This is a genomic window from Collinsella aerofaciens, from assembly GCF_964283865.1.
Taxonomy (GTDB): Bacteria; Actinomycetota; Coriobacteriia; order Coriobacteriales; family Coriobacteriaceae; genus Collinsella.
In genome coordinates this window covers 206,805-221,636 of the sequence record NZ_CAXYLS010000002.1, presented here as the reverse complement: position 1 = coordinate 221,636, position 14,832 = coordinate 206,805, and the positions used below count along the sequence as shown (strand labels likewise).

Sequence of the window (14,832 nt, the reverse complement as noted above, 5' to 3'; positions counted from 1 at the left end):
GCCATGTCCAGCAGCTACCTCATGAACCTGCTAGCCAGCGCCGTCGCCGTCATCGTGGGCATCGTGATCCACGAGAGCGCACACGCCGCCGCGGCCTGGGCACTCGGCGATAAGACGGCCCGTTCGCGCGGACGCGTCTCACTCAACCCGCTCAACCATATCGACCCGTTTGGCACCATCATCCTGCCGCTGCTCATGCTTGCCGCCGGCGGCCCGGTGTTCGCCTTCGCCAAACCCGTGCCCGTGTACCTCAACAACCTCAAACACCCCAAGCGTGATGAGGTCCTGGTGAGCGCAGCCGGCCCCGCATCGAATATCGCGCTCGCATGCCTGGCCGCAGCCCTCATGCACGCTGCATACGGCAACCTCTACGCCAGCATGTCCTTTGCCGTGGCGACGCAAATCATGAACTTCGGCGCCACCTTTATCGTGGTCAACCTGTCGCTTGCGTTCTTTAACCTCATTCCGATTCCGCCGCTTGACGGCTCGTCGATTATCGTGCCGTTCCTCAAAGGCAAGGCGCTCTCCACCTACTACCAGCTGCAGCGATACGCCATGCCCATACTCATCATTGTGCTGTATCTGCTGCCCATGTGGACTGGCATCGACGTGATCGGCCGCTATTTCGACGTTACCGTGTATCCGTTGGCCGAGTGGCTGCTCAACTTCGCAATCGCCGGCATCTAAGGTAAACTTACAGGTCGACCGTGCAAAACGGTCGCAACATGCACCCAAACCGCGCCGCGAAGGCGCCGTCAAAGGAGGTCGAAGATGTCGTATCGCGTGTCGACGCAGGTCTACAGCGGACCGTTCGACCTGCTGCTGCAGCTGGTAACCCGCCAAAAAGTTGATATCGGCGCCATCTCGATCAGCGAGGTGGCCGAGCAATACCTGGCCGAGGCCGAGCGTATCGAGGCGCTGGACCTGGACGTGGCGAGCGACTTTTTGCTGGTCGCGGCAACTCTTTTGGACATTAAGGCAGCCTCGCTGGTACCCCAGGAGGCCCCGCGCAAGACAGGCGACGGTGACGAGGACGACGAAGACCTCGAGGAACTCAGTGCGCTCGACGGCGACGCCCTGCGCGAAGTCCTGATCCAGCGCCTGATTGCCTACAAGCAGTTTAAAGGCGCGGCGGCAGCCCTTGGCGCGCGGATGCAGGCCGAGAGCCGCATGCATCCGCGCGTGGCCGGCCCCGACCCCGAATTCCTTGGCCTTATGCCCGACTACCTGGCCGGCATTACCCTGCGCGGCCTCGCCGTCATCTGCGCCGACCTGGACGGCAAGCGCCAGACTTTCCTGCTGGAAGCCGAGCACGTGGCACCGCATCGCGTGCCGCTCGACCTGACGGTGGCCTCGGTCGATCGCTTTACCATGGCTCACCAAACCTGCACCTTCCGCGAGCTGTTGGACGGCGATGCCACCACCGAACAGCTTGTCGTCACCTTCCTGGCCATGCTCGAGCTCGCCAAGCGCGGCTCGCTTACCCTGAGCCAGGACGAAATCTTTGGAACCATTCAAATCAATCGCGTCGAGGGCGCCGAGGCATACGTGCCCGGCGAGGGCCCTGAGCTCACCGAATAGGAGCGGCAACCATGTCAACCCTTTCCACGCTGGAGGCAAACAGCCTCAAAGGCGCCTTGGAGGCGCTGCTGCTGGTGTCGAGCGACCCCGTGAGTGCGCCCGCGCTGGCAAGTGCACTGGATATCGCCCCGGGCGAGTGCGCATCGCTGCTCGCCGAGCTCAAAGTTGAGTACGAGGAGGCTAACCGCGGTTTTCAGCTGCGCGAGGTCGCCGGTGGTTGGCGCTTGTTTACGCACCCCGCCTACCACGATGTGGTAGAGGCCTATGTGCTGAGCTGGGACACGCAAAAGCTGTCGCAGGCGGCGCTCGAGACCTTGGCCGTTATCGCCTACCACCAGCCAGTCACGCGCGAGGTGGTCAAGGGCATCCGCGGCGTCAACTCCGACGGCGTCATTGCGTCGCTCGTGGACAAGGGCCTGGTGCGCGAGCTCGGCCGCGACCCCGAGCGCGGTCAGGCCATCATCTACGGCACGACCAACGCCTTCTTGGAAAAGTTCGGTCTGCGCTCCACCCGCGACCTGCCCGATCTGGAGCAGTTTGCCCCCGACGAGCAGTCGCGCCGGTTTATCCGCGAGCGCCTGAGCGGTCGTAGCATTCAGTCCACGCTCGAGGAGCAGGCCGATGACCTGGACGAAGAGCGCGAACTGCTCGATACCGATGTTGAAGATGTTGAGGCAGTCGAGGACTTGGAAACCCTGGTCGTCGACGAGACCTCGGAGGATTTACATGACGAGGACTAACGAAGTAGGGGAGACGCGTGCCATGGGCAACGCAGTACCCGCAACCGACGCCCAGCCCGTCTACCCGCATACCATGCGCCTGCAGCGCTTTTTGGCGCGCGCGGGCGTGGCGAGCCGCCGCGGATCGGAGGACCTGATGACCGCCGGCCGCGTGACCGTCAACGGCCAGATCGCGACCGAACTGGGCACCAAGGTCGACGTCGACCACGACCATATCGAGGTCGACGGCATGCCCGTCAAGCTCAACCAGGGCTCCGTGTACCTGATGCTCTACAAGCCGACCGGCTACCTCACCACCATGAGCGATCCGCAGGAGCGCCCTTGCGTGGCCGACCTGGTCCCGCGCGACCGCTTTCCGGGCCTGTTCCCTGTGGGCCGCCTGGACCGCGACACCACGGGCCTTTTGCTCTTTACCACCGACGGCGACCTGTCGCAGGATCTGCTGCACCCCAGCAAGCATGTTTACAAGACCTACCAGGCGCTCGTGGACGGCAACCTGACCGATCGCGACTTAGAACCACTCCGCCGCGGCATCGAGCTCGATGACGGCCTGTGCCAGCCGGCGATCTGCCGCGTCATTAACGCGCGCGAGGCCGAGGCCGTAGCTCCGCAAGGCGTTAAGCCCGGCACCACCGCCGTGGAGGTCATCATCCGCGAAGGCCGCAAGAACCAGGTCAAGCGCATGCTGAGCAAGATTCACCACCCGGTGATCCGCCTGCACCGCTGCAACTTTGCCGGCCTGGAGCTCAAGGATGTGGCCAAGGGCTCGTGGCGCGAGCTCACCGACCGCGAGGTGCAGATCCTCAAAGACGGCGGTATCCCGCCCAAGCAGGCCAGCTCCAAGCGCAGCGCCGCGCCGGCGACCAACACCGCGAGTCGCACGCGTCACCACGGTAGCCACGGCTCCGCGCCCAAGCGCAACACCTACCGCGAGCGCTACACGAGCTAGGCAATCGCAAAGCCCCAGCGCCCGCGTCCCATACCAGCACGTCAACCACCGAAAGGAAGCATTGCATGATCGTCGCCATCGACGGCCCCGCCGGTTCCGGCAAGTCCACCATCGCCAAGGAGATTGCCCGCCAGCTGGGCTTTAACAAGCTCGACACGGGCGCCATGTATCGCGCCGTCACCTTCGCCGCGCTCGACCGCGGCATCGATCTGAACGACGAGGCGGCCATTGACACCCTCGCCGAGCAAATCGAGATCCGCTTTACCAACGGCACCGGCGAGGACACGCGCCTGACCATCGACGGCAAGGACGCATCGGCCGCCATTCGCACCCCGCAGGTCGACGCCAACGTGTCCAAGGTCTCGGCCTACCCGGGCGTGCGCGCCGCCATGCTCATCCACCAGCGCCGCGCCGCCGAGGACCGCGATATCGTCGCCGAGGGTCGCGACATCGGAACCGTCGTGTTCCCCAACGCACAGGTCAAGGTCTTCCTGACCGCCGACCCGCGCGAGCGTGCCCGTCGCCGTGTGCTGCAGCGCCACCAAAACGACGCCCAGCCGCTCACCGAAGAGCAGCTTGAGGCCGAGGTCGACGAGACCCTCGACGCCCTCAAGCAGCGCGATAAGCTCGACAGCAGCCGCGAGGTCGCGCCGCTCGTTCCCGCCGAGGACGCGGTACATGTCGACTCCACCGCCCACACCATCGACGAGGTCGTCTCGATCATCGAGGACCTCATCAACCAAAGGAGGTAGCCCATGCGCCTGTTTAAGCAGACGCCCGAGGATTACTACAACGCCCCCTACGCCGAGTTCCCGGCGCTCATCCGCGGCACCGTCGCCGTGGTCATGGGCATCCTGTGGGTCTTCTCCAAGCTCATGTGGCGTTGGAAGGTCGAGGACAGCGACCTGCTGTTTGAGCGCCAGGAAGGCCGCGGCAGCGTGGTCATCTGCAACCACACATCGATGGCCGAGCTCCTAGCTGTGGAGACGGCGCTGTTCTTTGGCGGCCGCCGCATTCGCCCCATTTTTAAGTCCGAGTTTGCGAAGAGCAAGATCGTGCGCTGGGCCTTTAGCCGCGTGGGCGGCATTCCCGTCGAGCGCGGCACCGCCGACATGAAGTGCCTGCGTGCCGCCCAGCATGCGCTGCAGCGCGGTGAGGACGTCCTGATCTTCCCCGAGGGTACGCGCATCCGCTCGCGCGAGATCAAGCCCGAAGTCCACGGCGGCTTTGCGCTCATCGCCCAGATGGGTAAGGCACCCGTCAACCCGCTCGCCATCTGCGGCTGGTCCGATATTACGCCTGCGGGCAAAAAGATCATGCGCCCCAAAAAGTGCTGGATCCGCGCCGGCAAGTTAATTTCGCTTTCCGACGCGCCTGTCGAGCTCAAGCGCAAGGAGCGCCTAGCCTGGTTTGAGTCCGAAGCCATGAGTCGCGTCTACGCCATGCGTGATGACCTGTGCGCCGAGCACCCGGGCAGGTTCTAGCCATGGACGAGGAAGTCATGAACACCGCCGAGGCTGTGCCCGGCAAGGCAGACGCCCCCACTATCGAAATCGCTGCCCACGCCGGCACCTGCTACGGCGTACAGCGTGCGCTCGATATGGCGCTGGCCGCTGCGCCGCAGGCAGGGGAGTGCACTCAGGTCCATACCTTGGGTCCGCTCATCCATAACCCGATCGTGGTACGCGAGCTCGCCGAGGCAGGCGTCGGTCTGGCCGACACCTTGGACGACGCCACGTCGGGCACTGTGATCATCCGCGCCCACGGCGTGGTGCCGCAGGTCATTGATGCCGCTCGCGAGCGTGGCCTTAACGTCGTCGACGCCACCTGCCCCTACGTGAAGAAGGTCCACGTGGCGGCCGAGCGCCTGGTGCGCGAGGGCTACCGCGTGATCGTCGTGGGCGAGCCGGGCCACCCCGAAGTCGAGGGCATCCTGGGCCACGCCGGCGATGACGCGCAGGTCGTGAGCTGCGCTGCCGATGCGGACGCGCTGTCGCTCAAGGGTAAAGTGGGCTTGGTTGTGCAGACCACCCAGACTGCGCAGAACTTGGCCGAGGTCGTGGCTGCTATCACCCCGCGCGTGCAGGAGCTGCGCGTGATCAACACCATCTGCGCCGCCACGAGTGAGCGTCAACAGGCAGCAGCCACACTTGCCAACCGCTGCGACTGCATGGTCATCGTGGGCGGCAAGAACTCGGGCAACACCCGCCGCCTGGCGCAGATTTGCGCAGACGCCTGCGAGCGCACGTATCACATCGAGGAAGCTTCTGAGCTCCAAGCCGCGTGGTTTACCGACGCTCACCACATCGGCATCACCGCCGGAGCCTCCACCCCGCAAGAACACATCGAGCGCGCCGTCGAGCGCATCAAGGAGCTTTGCCGCTAACCATGGACCAGACCGTACCCGCATACGCCGCCGAGGTGGCCGATTACGGGCGCAGCCGCGACCCCGAGCCGGGTGAGGGCGCGCTCGTAAAGAACGTGCGTCCCGAATCGCCCGCGTGGGATGTGGGTATCGAGCCGGGCATGCGCGTGCTCACGGTCAACGGTGAGGCGCTCACCGACATGATCGTGTGGCTCTGGGAGGCCGACGATGATACCGTCGACCTCGAGGTTTTCGACCCGCGCGACGGCACCGTCACCCCCGTCGAGCTCGACCGCTTTCCCGGCGAGGATTGGGGTTTGGAGTTCGATGGCCCCATCTTCGACGGCATGCGTACCTGCGTCAACGCCTGCGTGTTCTGCTTTATGACCATGCTCCCCAAGGGCGGCCGCTCCACGCTCTATATTCGCGACGACGACTATCGCCTAAGCTTTTTGCAAGGCAACTTTGTCACGCTTACGAACCTCACCGACGAGGACGTGCAAAACGTCATCCAGCGCAACATGAGTCCCATGAACGTGTCGGTCCACGCTGTGAGCCCCGACGTCCGCCGTCGTATGATGGGCCGTAACGCCCAGCGAGGCATGGACGTACTCGAGACCATCATGGCCGCCGGCATCGAGATTCACGCGCAGATCGTGTTGTGCCCCGGCATGAACGACGGCGAGGAGCTGGAAAAGACCCTGCGCTTTTGCGAGGAGCACGAGCAAATCACAAGCCTGGGCATTGTGCCGCTCGGTTTTACCAAACACCAAAACCGCTTTAGCTGGTCATACAGCGACAAGCCCGAACTGGCGCGCGAGACCATTGCCATGATCCGACCGTTCCAGGACCGCGCCTATGAGCGCTTTGGCCGCCACACCTTCCAGATGAGCGACGAGTTCTATCTGGACGCCGGCATCGATCCTCCAGAGGCAGACTTTTACGACGGTTACCCGCAGTACTACGACGGCATCGGCATGATCCGCTCGTATCTAGACGAGACCGACGACGTGCTTGCCGCCTATACCGAGCGTCTGGCCCGCGTCCGCGAGGCCATCGCCGCCCGCAGCCAGCATCTGCTGTGCCTCTCGGGCGCCAGCGCACGCGACACGGTGGCCCGCTTTGTGGAGTCGCCCCAGGGACTCGCCGGCACTGTCACGGCCATCAAGAACCGCTACTTTGGCGGCAACGTGGACGTGACCGGCCTCATCGTCGCGTGTGACATCTTGGAGCAGCTGCCCCAAGATCTGTCGGGGGTTATGCTCTTTGTGCCTAAGCTCATGTTCAACGCTGACGGCATGACGCTTGACGAGTATCATCGTGACGATTTACTCGCAAGCCTTACCAGTCGCGGCGCCGAGGTTCATGTGGTGTCAACCATGCCGCATGAGCTGCTCGATACCCTGGAGCATATCCTTGGCATTGTGCCTGCCGACTCTAACACTTCCACTGAACCTACCCATTAAAGGAGAGCAGATGAAACCTATCGTCGCCGTCGTCGGACGCCCCAACGTGGGCAAATCCACGCTCGTTAACCGCCTGGCCCAGACCTCGGACGCCATCGTCCACGAGTCTCGCGGCGTCACGCGCGACCGCTCGTATCACACGGCCGATTGGAACGGCCGCGAGTTCACCATCGTCGACACGGGCGGTATCGAGCCGCTCAAGAGCGACGACGTCTTTGCCACGTCCATCCGCGACCAGGCGCTCGCCGCCGCCGAGGAAGCCGCAGTCATCCTGTTTGTAGTCGATGGCCGCACCGGCGTCACCGAAGAGGACGAGTCGGTCGCCCGCATGCTCAAGCGCTGCGACAAGCCGGTCTTTCTGCTGGTGAACAAGCTCGACAACCCCGATCGCGAAAACGACAGCATCTGGGAGTTCTATTCGCTCGGTATCGGCGAGCCCACGCCGCTCTCGGCCCTGCATGGCCATGGCACGGGCGACCTGCTCGACGATATCGTGGCCCTGCTTCCCGAGGAAGAAGACGAGGTCGCCGATGAGTTCCCCGACGCGCTGAACGTGGCCATCATCGGCCGCCCCAACGCCGGCAAGTCGTCGCTGTTCAACCGCATCCTGGGCGCCGACCGTTCTATCGTGTCCAACATTGCCGGCACGACGCGCGACGCCATCGACACTGTCGTCGAGCGTAACGGCAAGCACTACCGCATGGTCGACACCGCGGGCATTCGCAAGAAGAGCACCGTGTACGAGAACATCGAGTACTACTCCATGGTCCGCGGCCTGCGCGCCATCGACCGCGCCGACGTGGCGCTGCTCGTCGTCGACGCCTCCGTGGGCGTTACCGAGCAGGACCAGAAGGTCATGGGTCTTGCCATCGAGCGCGGCTGCGCCATCGTTGTGCTGCTCAACAAGTGGGATCTGCTCGACGACGACCGTAAGCGCGAGGCCTGCATGGAGACCATCGACCGCCGTCTGGGCGTCATGGCTCCCTGGGCCCAGTACCTGCGCATCTCTGCTCTCACCGGCCGCAGCGTCGAGAAGATCTGGGCGATGGTAGACGCCGCCGAAAAGACGCGCTCGCAGAAGATTAGCACCTCGCGCCTCAACGCGTTCCTCACCGACCTGCGCGAGTTCGGTCATACCGTGGTGGACGGCAAGCGCCGCCTGCGCATGCACTACGTGACCCAGACGGGCGTCAACCCGCCGACGTTCACGTTCTTCGTCAACCACAGTGACCTGGTCAACGACACCTACCAGCGCTACGTGGAGAACCGCATGCGCTCGACCTTCGACTTTGCCGGCACGCCCATTCGACTCTTCTTTAGGAAGAAGGAGCAAAAGGATGCATAATCCGATTCTGCTGACCGCCATCTGCGCCGTGGTCTCGTTCTTTATCGGAGCGATTCCGTTTGGCCTGATCTTGGGCCGCGTGTTTAACCACACCGACATTCGCAAGGCGGGCTCCGGTAACATCGGCACCACCAACGCCCTGCGCGTAGCCGGCCCCAAGGTGGCCGCGCTCACGCTGCTGCTCGACTGCCTTAAGGGCGCCATCTGCGTTGTCATCGCCCGTCCGTTCATCGCGAGCGTGGGCTATGGATTTCCGCCGAACATCATGGCGCCCGGAGCCCCCGGCGACTGGATGCTCGGTGTCATTTGCCTGGCAGCCGTGTGGGGCCATATCTTCTCGCCCTATCTCAACTTCCACGGCGGCAAGGGTATCGCAGTTGGTCTGGGTGTCATCCTCGCCTGGTACTGGCCTATTGGCCTGTCGCTGCTGGGCATGTTTATCGTAGCCGTCGCCATCACCAAGTATGTGTCAGTGGGTTCGCTTGCCGCGGCCATCGGACTTCCTATCGCTGCTTGCGCGGTCTTTCCGTACAGCAGCCTGGGCCTCAAGTTCTGCATGGCGATGATCGGCATCACCGTGGTGTGGGCCCATCGCTCGAATATCCAAAAGCTCATGGCCGGTAAGGAGTCCAAGCTCTCGTTTACCAAGCGCGTCACCGAGCCCGACGATAAGTAGGAGAGAGTCATGAATGTTGCGCTGATTGGCTCCGGCTCCTGGGGAACCGCCGTCGCCGGCCTCGCCGCCGAGCGAGCCGAGCGCGTGACCATGTGGGCCCATAGCGAGCAGACGGCCACCGGCATCAATGCCGAGCACCGCAATCCCCGGTATCTGGTGGACTACGAGCTGCCCGGCAACGTTGTCGCCGCCACGGACCTGTCGCAGGCGCTCGACGGCGCCGAGGCCATCATCTTTGCCGTGCCCTCCACGCACCTGCGCAGCGTATGCCATCAGGCAGCACCCTTCATCGCCGCCGACACCCCGGCACTCTGCCTCACCAAGGGTATTGAGCCCGAATCCGGCCTGCTTATGAGTGAGGTAATCGCCAGTGAGATCGGCAACGAGTCGCGTGTCGCGGCGCTCTCGGGCCCCAACCATGCCGAGGAGATCTGCCGCGGCGGGCTTTCTGCCGCCGTCATCGCCAGCAAAGACTCGCAGGTAGGGGAGACCTTTAAGGACCTGCTCTTATCCACGGCCTTCCGCATCTACCTGTCGCAAGACATGACCGGCGTCGAGGTATGCGGCGCTATGAAAAACGTCATCGCCATCGTGTGCGGCATCTCCGCCGGCTCGGGCGCGGGCGACAACACGCTCGCCCTCATCATGACGCGCGGCTTAGCCGAGATAAGCCGTCTGGTACACGCCCGCGGCGGCCAGGCCATGACCTGCATGGGTCTTGCCGGCATGGGTGACCTCATTGCCACCTGCACCTCCGAGCATTCGCGCAACCGCAGCTTTGGCTACGAGTTTGCCCACGGTGTTTCGCTCGACGAGTACCAGACGCGCACGCATATGGTGGTCGAGGGTGCCGTCGCCGCCCGCAGCGTGAGCGAGCTCGCCCGTTCACTTGGCGTAGACATTCCGCTCACCTTTGCCGTGGAGCAAACGCTCTATAACGGTGTTACTTTGGATAGGGCGCTCGAGATCCTTACCGAACGCGTCCCCTCTCAAGAGTTCTACGGACTTACCGACTAGCGCAGAAAGGCAACAACCATGGGTTCCATTAAAATCGCTCCGTCCGTCCTTTCGGCCGACATGGCCAACCTCAAGGGCGAGCTCGACAAGATCGCCGGCGCCGACTACGTGCACTTCGACGTGATGGACGGTCACTTTACCGGCAACCTCACCTTTGGCGTTGACATCCTCAAGGCCGTCAAACGCTCCACCAACGTGCCGGTCGACGCGCACCTCATGGTGTCGAACCCCGACGAGACGGTCGATTGGTATGCTGACGCCGGCGCCGACATGATCACCGTGCACTACGAGGCTTCCACGCACCTGCACCGCACGCTCACGCACCTGCAGCAGCGCGGCGTCAAGGCCGGCGTGGTGCTCAACCCCGCTACCCCCGTGTGCGTACTCGAGAGCATCATCGACGTTGTCGACATGGTGTTGCTCATGAGCGTGAACCCCGGCTTTGGCGGCCAGAGCTTTATCCCGGGCACTCTGCATAAGCTCCATGAGCTCAAGGCCATGTGCGAGCGCCACGGCGTGTCGCCCATGATCGAGGTCGACGGCGGCATTTCCTCCAAAAACATTGCCGAGGTCGTCAAGGCCGGTGCCAACGTGCTCGTTGCCGGCTCCGCCGTATTTAAGTCCGAAGATCCCGCTGCCGAGGTTGCGCTGCTGCAGAAGCTGGGCAACGAGGCTGCACAGGAGGCATAAATCCTTATGACCGCAGGTCAAAACCGCATAACCGTGAATCTTGACTATGCCGCCTCGACGCCCATGCGCGCCGAGGCGCTCCTTGCGCAGCGTGAGTACGACGATAGCGAGCTTGCGGGCGTCAACCCCAACTCTTTGCACTCACTCGGCCGCAAGGCTGCCGCGCGTCTGGAAGTCGCTCGTCGCGAGATCGCCCGTAGCTTTGGCGCGCGCGTCCGCCCGTCCGAGATCGTCCTGACCAACGGCGGCACCGAGGCCAACCAGCTGGCGCTCCTCGGTCTTGCCGAAGGCGCTCGCCAGCGCGACCGCAAGCGTAACCGCGTGATCGTATCTGCCATCGAGCACGATTCGATCCTGGACAACCTTCCGCTGCTGCGTGCCGCCGGCTTTACCGTCGACCTGGTGCAGCCCTGCCGCGCGGGCTACATCGAGCCTGCCGCTCTCATCGAGCTGCTCGGCGACGACGTCGCGCTCGTGAGCATCATGGCAGCCAACAACGAGACCGGCGTGGTGCAGCCCATCCGCGAGCTAGCCACGGCCGCGCATACCGAGGGCGCCCTGTTCCACACCGACGCCATCCAGGGCTATCTGCACATTCCGCTCGATGCCACCGAATTGGGCGTCGATGCCATGTCCGTTGCCGCCCACAAAATTGGCGGTCCCGTTGCCTCCGGCGCGCTCTATCTTAAGAACCGCACGCCGCTGCGCCCCCGAATCTTTGGCGGTGGACAGGAAGCCGGACGACGTGCCGGCACGCAGGACCTGCGTACGCAGCTGGCCTTTGCCGCTGCCGCCCGCACGCTGGCACCCCATGTGGCCCAGGAGCGCGAGAAGCTGCAAGCCCTTTCCGACAAGCTCTACGCCACGCTTACGGCCCATCCGCGCATTCACGCCACCATGGGCGACTACGCACATGCAGACCGTCTGCCCGGCATGGTATCAATCTACATTGACGGCATGGACTCCGAGGAGCTTATCATCAAGCTCGACGCCGCCGGTTTTGAGGTATCGGCAGGCTCGGCATGCTCGAGCGGCAGCATGGACCCCAGCCACGTTTTGAGCGCGATGGGCATCGGTCGCGAGCAGGCGCTGGGCGCACTGCGCATCTCCTTCGATGACCGCGTGAATCCGGCCGATCTGGACGACTTTGCCCAGGCGTTGCTCTCGATCGTAGGTGCCGCATGACCGTCGCCGAGCTCGAGCGCGCCCTGCTGACGCGCTATCCCAAGACGGACGCCGAACCCTGGGACCACGTAGGCTTATCCGTAGGCGACCCCGATGACGAGATCCGCGGCGTGGCCTGCGCGCTTGACGCTACCAGGGACAACGTGCACCGCGCCTTGGCAGCCGGAGCCAACGTGTTGCTCACGCATCATCCCGTCTACATCAAGGCACCCGAGGCATTTTGCCCGCCCAGCGCGACGCGTCCCCAGTGCAGTGCGGCGCTCTACGAGGCTGCCCGCTGCGGGGTAAGCATCATCTCGCTCCACACCAACCTGGACCGTTCGCACGAGGCGCGCGTTCGCCTGAGTGAGTTGCTGGGCGCTGAGCCCATGAGCTCACTGGAGCATGTGGACGAGCCCGAGGCCTGCGGCCTGGGAGCCCTTACGACACTCGACGAGCCCTGCAGCCTGCGCGACCTTACCACTCGCGCCGCCACGGCGTTTGGCAGCGACCCCCGCGTGTGGGGCGAGGCCGATCGCCCGTGCCGCACCGTCGCCATTTTGGGCGGCTCCTTGGGCGACTTTGGAGAGCTCGCCATCGCCTCAGGCGCAGATGTCATCGTGACGGGCGAGGCTGGCTACCATGTGGCGCAAGACCTTGCCTTGCGCGGTCTGCCGGTGATCTTGCTCGGCCACGACCGCTCCGAGGAGCCATTCGTTGATATCTTGATGAACTCTGCAGTTGATGCCGGGGTCGACCCCCGTCATGCGATTAAAATACTGAACCCTTGCCAATGGTGGACTGTGACAAAAGGAGAGAACTTATGAGCGCCGGCGCTACGCTACTCAAGCTGCAACAGATCGATTTGGAGCTCGCCCGCAACAAGAGCGAACTTGCCAATATGCCGGAGCTCAAGGAGCTCGCTTCCAAGCGCAAGACCTACGTTAAGCTCAAGGCCGAGATGACCAAGCTCTACGCCCAGCGCAAGGACCTGGATATTGAGCTCGACGATCTCAACACCACCGAGATCCAGACCAACAACGCCATCGAGGCCGCCAAGAAGCGCCACGTCGACGGCTCCGACTACCGCGAGGTTCAGGACCTGGAGAACGAGCTCGCCACCCTGGCCAAGCGTCTGGACAAGATCGAGCACACCCGCAAGGACATTGTCGTCGCCCACAAGGAGGCGCTCGACCGCGAGACCCGCGCGCAGGCCATCATCGCCAAGTTCGAGGAGGGCGTGAAGGCCGACACCAAGGCCGCCCGCGCCAAGGCCGCCGACCTCCAGGTCCAGATTGATGCCGCCACCAAGGAGCGCACCGCGCTTGCGGCCACGCTGCCGACCGACGTGCTCACCGACTACGAGCGCCTGCTCAAGCAGTTCCGCGGCCTGGCCGTCGAGACCATCAAGGGCAACATTCCCACCATCTGCCACACCGCACTGCAGGCATCGTCCATGAGCGACCTCAACCACGACGGTAGCGAGATCGCGCACTGCCCGTATTGCCACCGCCTGCTGGTGCTTCCCAGCAAGGAAGCCTAAATGATGACGGCGGCATCCAACAATTCAATGCAACTTGAGGGAAAAACGATCCTGCTGGGCATTACCGGCGGGATCGCCGCCTATAAGTCGTGCAATATCGTTCGCCTGCTGCAAAAGCGCGGCGCGCGTGTCAAGGTCGTTATGAGCGAGCATGCCACCGAGTTTGTGGGCGCGCTCACCTTCCGTGCGCTCACCAACGAACCGGTCGCCGTGGGCCTATTCGACGATCCCTCCGACCCCATCCACCACATTTCGCTAGCGCAGGAGCCCGATCTTGTGATCGTGGCGCCCGCGACGGCCAATATCATCGCCAAGATGGCCAACGGAATCGCCGATGACCTCATCTCTACCACGCTGCTTGCCACGCCGCGACCCATCGTGATCGCACCCGCTATGAACAACGGCATGTGGAAGGCGCCGGCGACGCAGGCCAATATGGCCACATTGCGCGACCGTGGCGTCCATGTGGTGGGACCCGGTAACGGCTACCTTGCCTGCGGCGACGTGGACACGGGGCGCATGAGCGAGCCCGAAGACATCGTCGAGGCCGTCTGCAAGGTGCTGAACCCCGTGCCCCAGGACCTTGCGGGCAAGCGCATCGTGATCACCGCCGGCCCCACGCACGAACCAATCGACCCTGTGCGCTTCATCGGCAACCGGTCGTCGGGCAAGATGGGCATCGCCCTGGCGGGGGAAGCCGCTCGCCGCGGTGCTGCGGTCACGCTTGTGCTGGGGCCGACATCGCTCGATGTTCCCCGCGGCGTGGAGTGCGTGCGCGTGCAAACCGCCGCAGAGATGCTGCAGGCGGCGCTGAAAGCCTTCCAGACGGCCGATGCGGCCATTTGTGCGGCCGCTGTCGCCGACTACACGCCCGCGGCCCCTGCCGACCATAAGCTCAAAAAGGCCCACGAGCGCCTGGATCGCATCGAACTGGTCGAGACGGTCGATATTTTGGCCGAGCTCTCGCGCCAAAAGGGAGGGCGGTGCGTGATCGGCTTTGCGGCAGAGACTGATAACGTCGTGGAGTACGCGCAGCGAAAGCTCGCCCGCAAGGCCTGCGATGTAATTATTGCCAACGATGTCTCGCGCGCCGATTCGGGCTTTGGAACCGACACCAACAAGGCTTGGATCGTGAGCACAGCGGGTACGCAAGAACTTCCCGTGCTAACAAAACCCCAGCTCGCAGATACAATTTTGGACTTGCTTCAAAATTTGTAAAAAAGTTCTTGCACAAGGGCAAAGTTTCGGGTTAATATACTCCCTGTTGCGAGCGAGAGCAGCGCAACAAACAAAAGC

The 14,832-nt window shown here is 63.6% G+C and carries 16 protein-coding genes; all 16 read left to right on the top strand.

Annotated features, from left to right (window positions below; translation table 11 throughout):
* The first annotated feature begins 3 nt into the window (after nucleotides 1-3).
* A complete protein-coding gene (locus ACRX4W_RS02445) occupies nucleotides 4-687 on the top strand; it encodes a site-2 protease family protein (protein ID WP_117564781.1) in 684 nt (227 codons plus the stop codon).
* An 84-nt stretch (nucleotides 688-771) separates the two neighbouring features.
* The gene (locus tag ACRX4W_RS02440; protein WP_117564782.1) at nucleotides 772-1,581 is read left to right on the top strand and encodes a segregation and condensation protein A; all 810 of its coding nucleotides are present in this window, start codon (nucleotides 772-774) and stop codon (nucleotides 1,579-1,581) included.
* Nucleotides 1,582-1,592: 11 nt separating this feature from the next.
* The gene (scpB, locus tag ACRX4W_RS02435; protein WP_117564783.1) at nucleotides 1,593-2,321 is read left to right on the top strand and encodes an SMC-Scp complex subunit ScpB; all 729 of its coding nucleotides are present in this window, start codon (nucleotides 1,593-1,595) and stop codon (nucleotides 2,319-2,321) included.
* Between the two features lie 22 nt (nucleotides 2,322-2,343).
* Nucleotides 2,344-3,270 (top strand): pseudouridine synthase, encoded by a 927-nt coding sequence (locus ACRX4W_RS02430; protein WP_117646529.1) that lies wholly within the window; start codon nucleotides 2,344-2,346, stop codon nucleotides 3,268-3,270.
* 65 nt (nucleotides 3,271-3,335) lie between these two features.
* Nucleotides 3,336-4,022 carry a (d)CMP kinase gene (gene cmk, locus ACRX4W_RS02425; protein ID WP_432299019.1) on the top strand — a complete coding sequence of 229 codons (687 nt, stop codon included), beginning with the start codon at nucleotides 3,336-3,338 and terminating at the stop codon, nucleotides 4,020-4,022.
* 3 nt (nucleotides 4,023-4,025) lie between these two features.
* Nucleotides 4,026-4,754: a lysophospholipid acyltransferase family protein gene (locus ACRX4W_RS02420; protein ID WP_117840616.1), complete on the top strand. Its 729-nt coding sequence runs from the start codon at nucleotides 4,026-4,028 to the stop codon at nucleotides 4,752-4,754.
* Between the two features lie 2 nt (nucleotides 4,755-4,756).
* A complete protein-coding gene (locus ACRX4W_RS02415) occupies nucleotides 4,757-5,656 on the top strand; it encodes a 4-hydroxy-3-methylbut-2-enyl diphosphate reductase (protein WP_233505669.1) in 900 nt (299 codons plus the stop codon).
* Between the two features lie 2 nt (nucleotides 5,657-5,658).
* Nucleotides 5,659-7,101, top strand: a complete 1,443-nt coding sequence (locus ACRX4W_RS02410; RefSeq protein WP_117776261.1) for a DUF512 domain-containing protein — start codon at nucleotides 5,659-5,661, stop codon at nucleotides 7,099-7,101.
* Between the two features lie 10 nt (nucleotides 7,102-7,111).
* On the top strand, nucleotides 7,112-8,446 hold the full coding sequence (gene der, locus ACRX4W_RS02405) for a ribosome biogenesis GTPase Der (protein WP_117776260.1): 1,335 nt from the start codon (nucleotides 7,112-7,114) through the stop codon (nucleotides 8,444-8,446).
* Nucleotides 8,439-9,122 carry a glycerol-3-phosphate 1-O-acyltransferase PlsY gene (gene plsY, locus ACRX4W_RS02400; protein WP_055250144.1) on the top strand — a complete coding sequence of 228 codons (684 nt, stop codon included), beginning with the start codon at nucleotides 8,439-8,441 and terminating at the stop codon, nucleotides 9,120-9,122. Before der ends, plsY begins: the two co-directional genes overlap by 8 nt.
* 9 nt (nucleotides 9,123-9,131) lie before the next feature.
* Nucleotides 9,132-10,139 carry an NAD(P)H-dependent glycerol-3-phosphate dehydrogenase gene (locus tag ACRX4W_RS02395; RefSeq protein ID WP_432299018.1) on the top strand — a complete coding sequence of 336 codons (1,008 nt, stop codon included), beginning with the start codon at nucleotides 9,132-9,134 and terminating at the stop codon, nucleotides 10,137-10,139.
* Between the two features lie 18 nt (nucleotides 10,140-10,157).
* Nucleotides 10,158-10,829, top strand: a complete 672-nt coding sequence (gene rpe / locus ACRX4W_RS02390) for a ribulose-phosphate 3-epimerase (protein ID WP_432299017.1) — start codon at nucleotides 10,158-10,160, stop codon at nucleotides 10,827-10,829.
* A gap of 6 nt (nucleotides 10,830-10,835) precedes the next feature.
* Nucleotides 10,836-12,014: a cysteine desulfurase family protein gene (locus ACRX4W_RS02385; protein WP_432299016.1), complete on the top strand. Its 1,179-nt coding sequence runs from the start codon at nucleotides 10,836-10,838 to the stop codon at nucleotides 12,012-12,014.
* On the top strand, nucleotides 12,011-12,820 hold the full coding sequence (locus ACRX4W_RS02380; protein WP_432299015.1) for a Nif3-like dinuclear metal center hexameric protein: 810 nt from the start codon (nucleotides 12,011-12,013) through the stop codon (nucleotides 12,818-12,820). The genes ACRX4W_RS02385 and ACRX4W_RS02380 overlap by 4 nt, the downstream gene beginning before the upstream one ends.
* A complete protein-coding gene (locus ACRX4W_RS02375) occupies nucleotides 12,817-13,536 on the top strand; it encodes a zinc ribbon domain-containing protein (protein ID WP_432299014.1) in 720 nt (239 codons plus the stop codon). The genes ACRX4W_RS02380 and ACRX4W_RS02375 overlap by 4 nt, the downstream gene beginning before the upstream one ends.
* 3 nt (nucleotides 13,537-13,539) lie before the next feature.
* The gene (coaBC, locus tag ACRX4W_RS02370; protein ID WP_432299056.1) at nucleotides 13,540-14,754 is read left to right on the top strand and encodes a bifunctional phosphopantothenoylcysteine decarboxylase/phosphopantothenate--cysteine ligase CoaBC; all 1,215 of its coding nucleotides are present in this window, start codon (nucleotides 13,540-13,542) and stop codon (nucleotides 14,752-14,754) included.
* Nucleotides 14,755-14,832 lie beyond the last annotated feature (78 nt).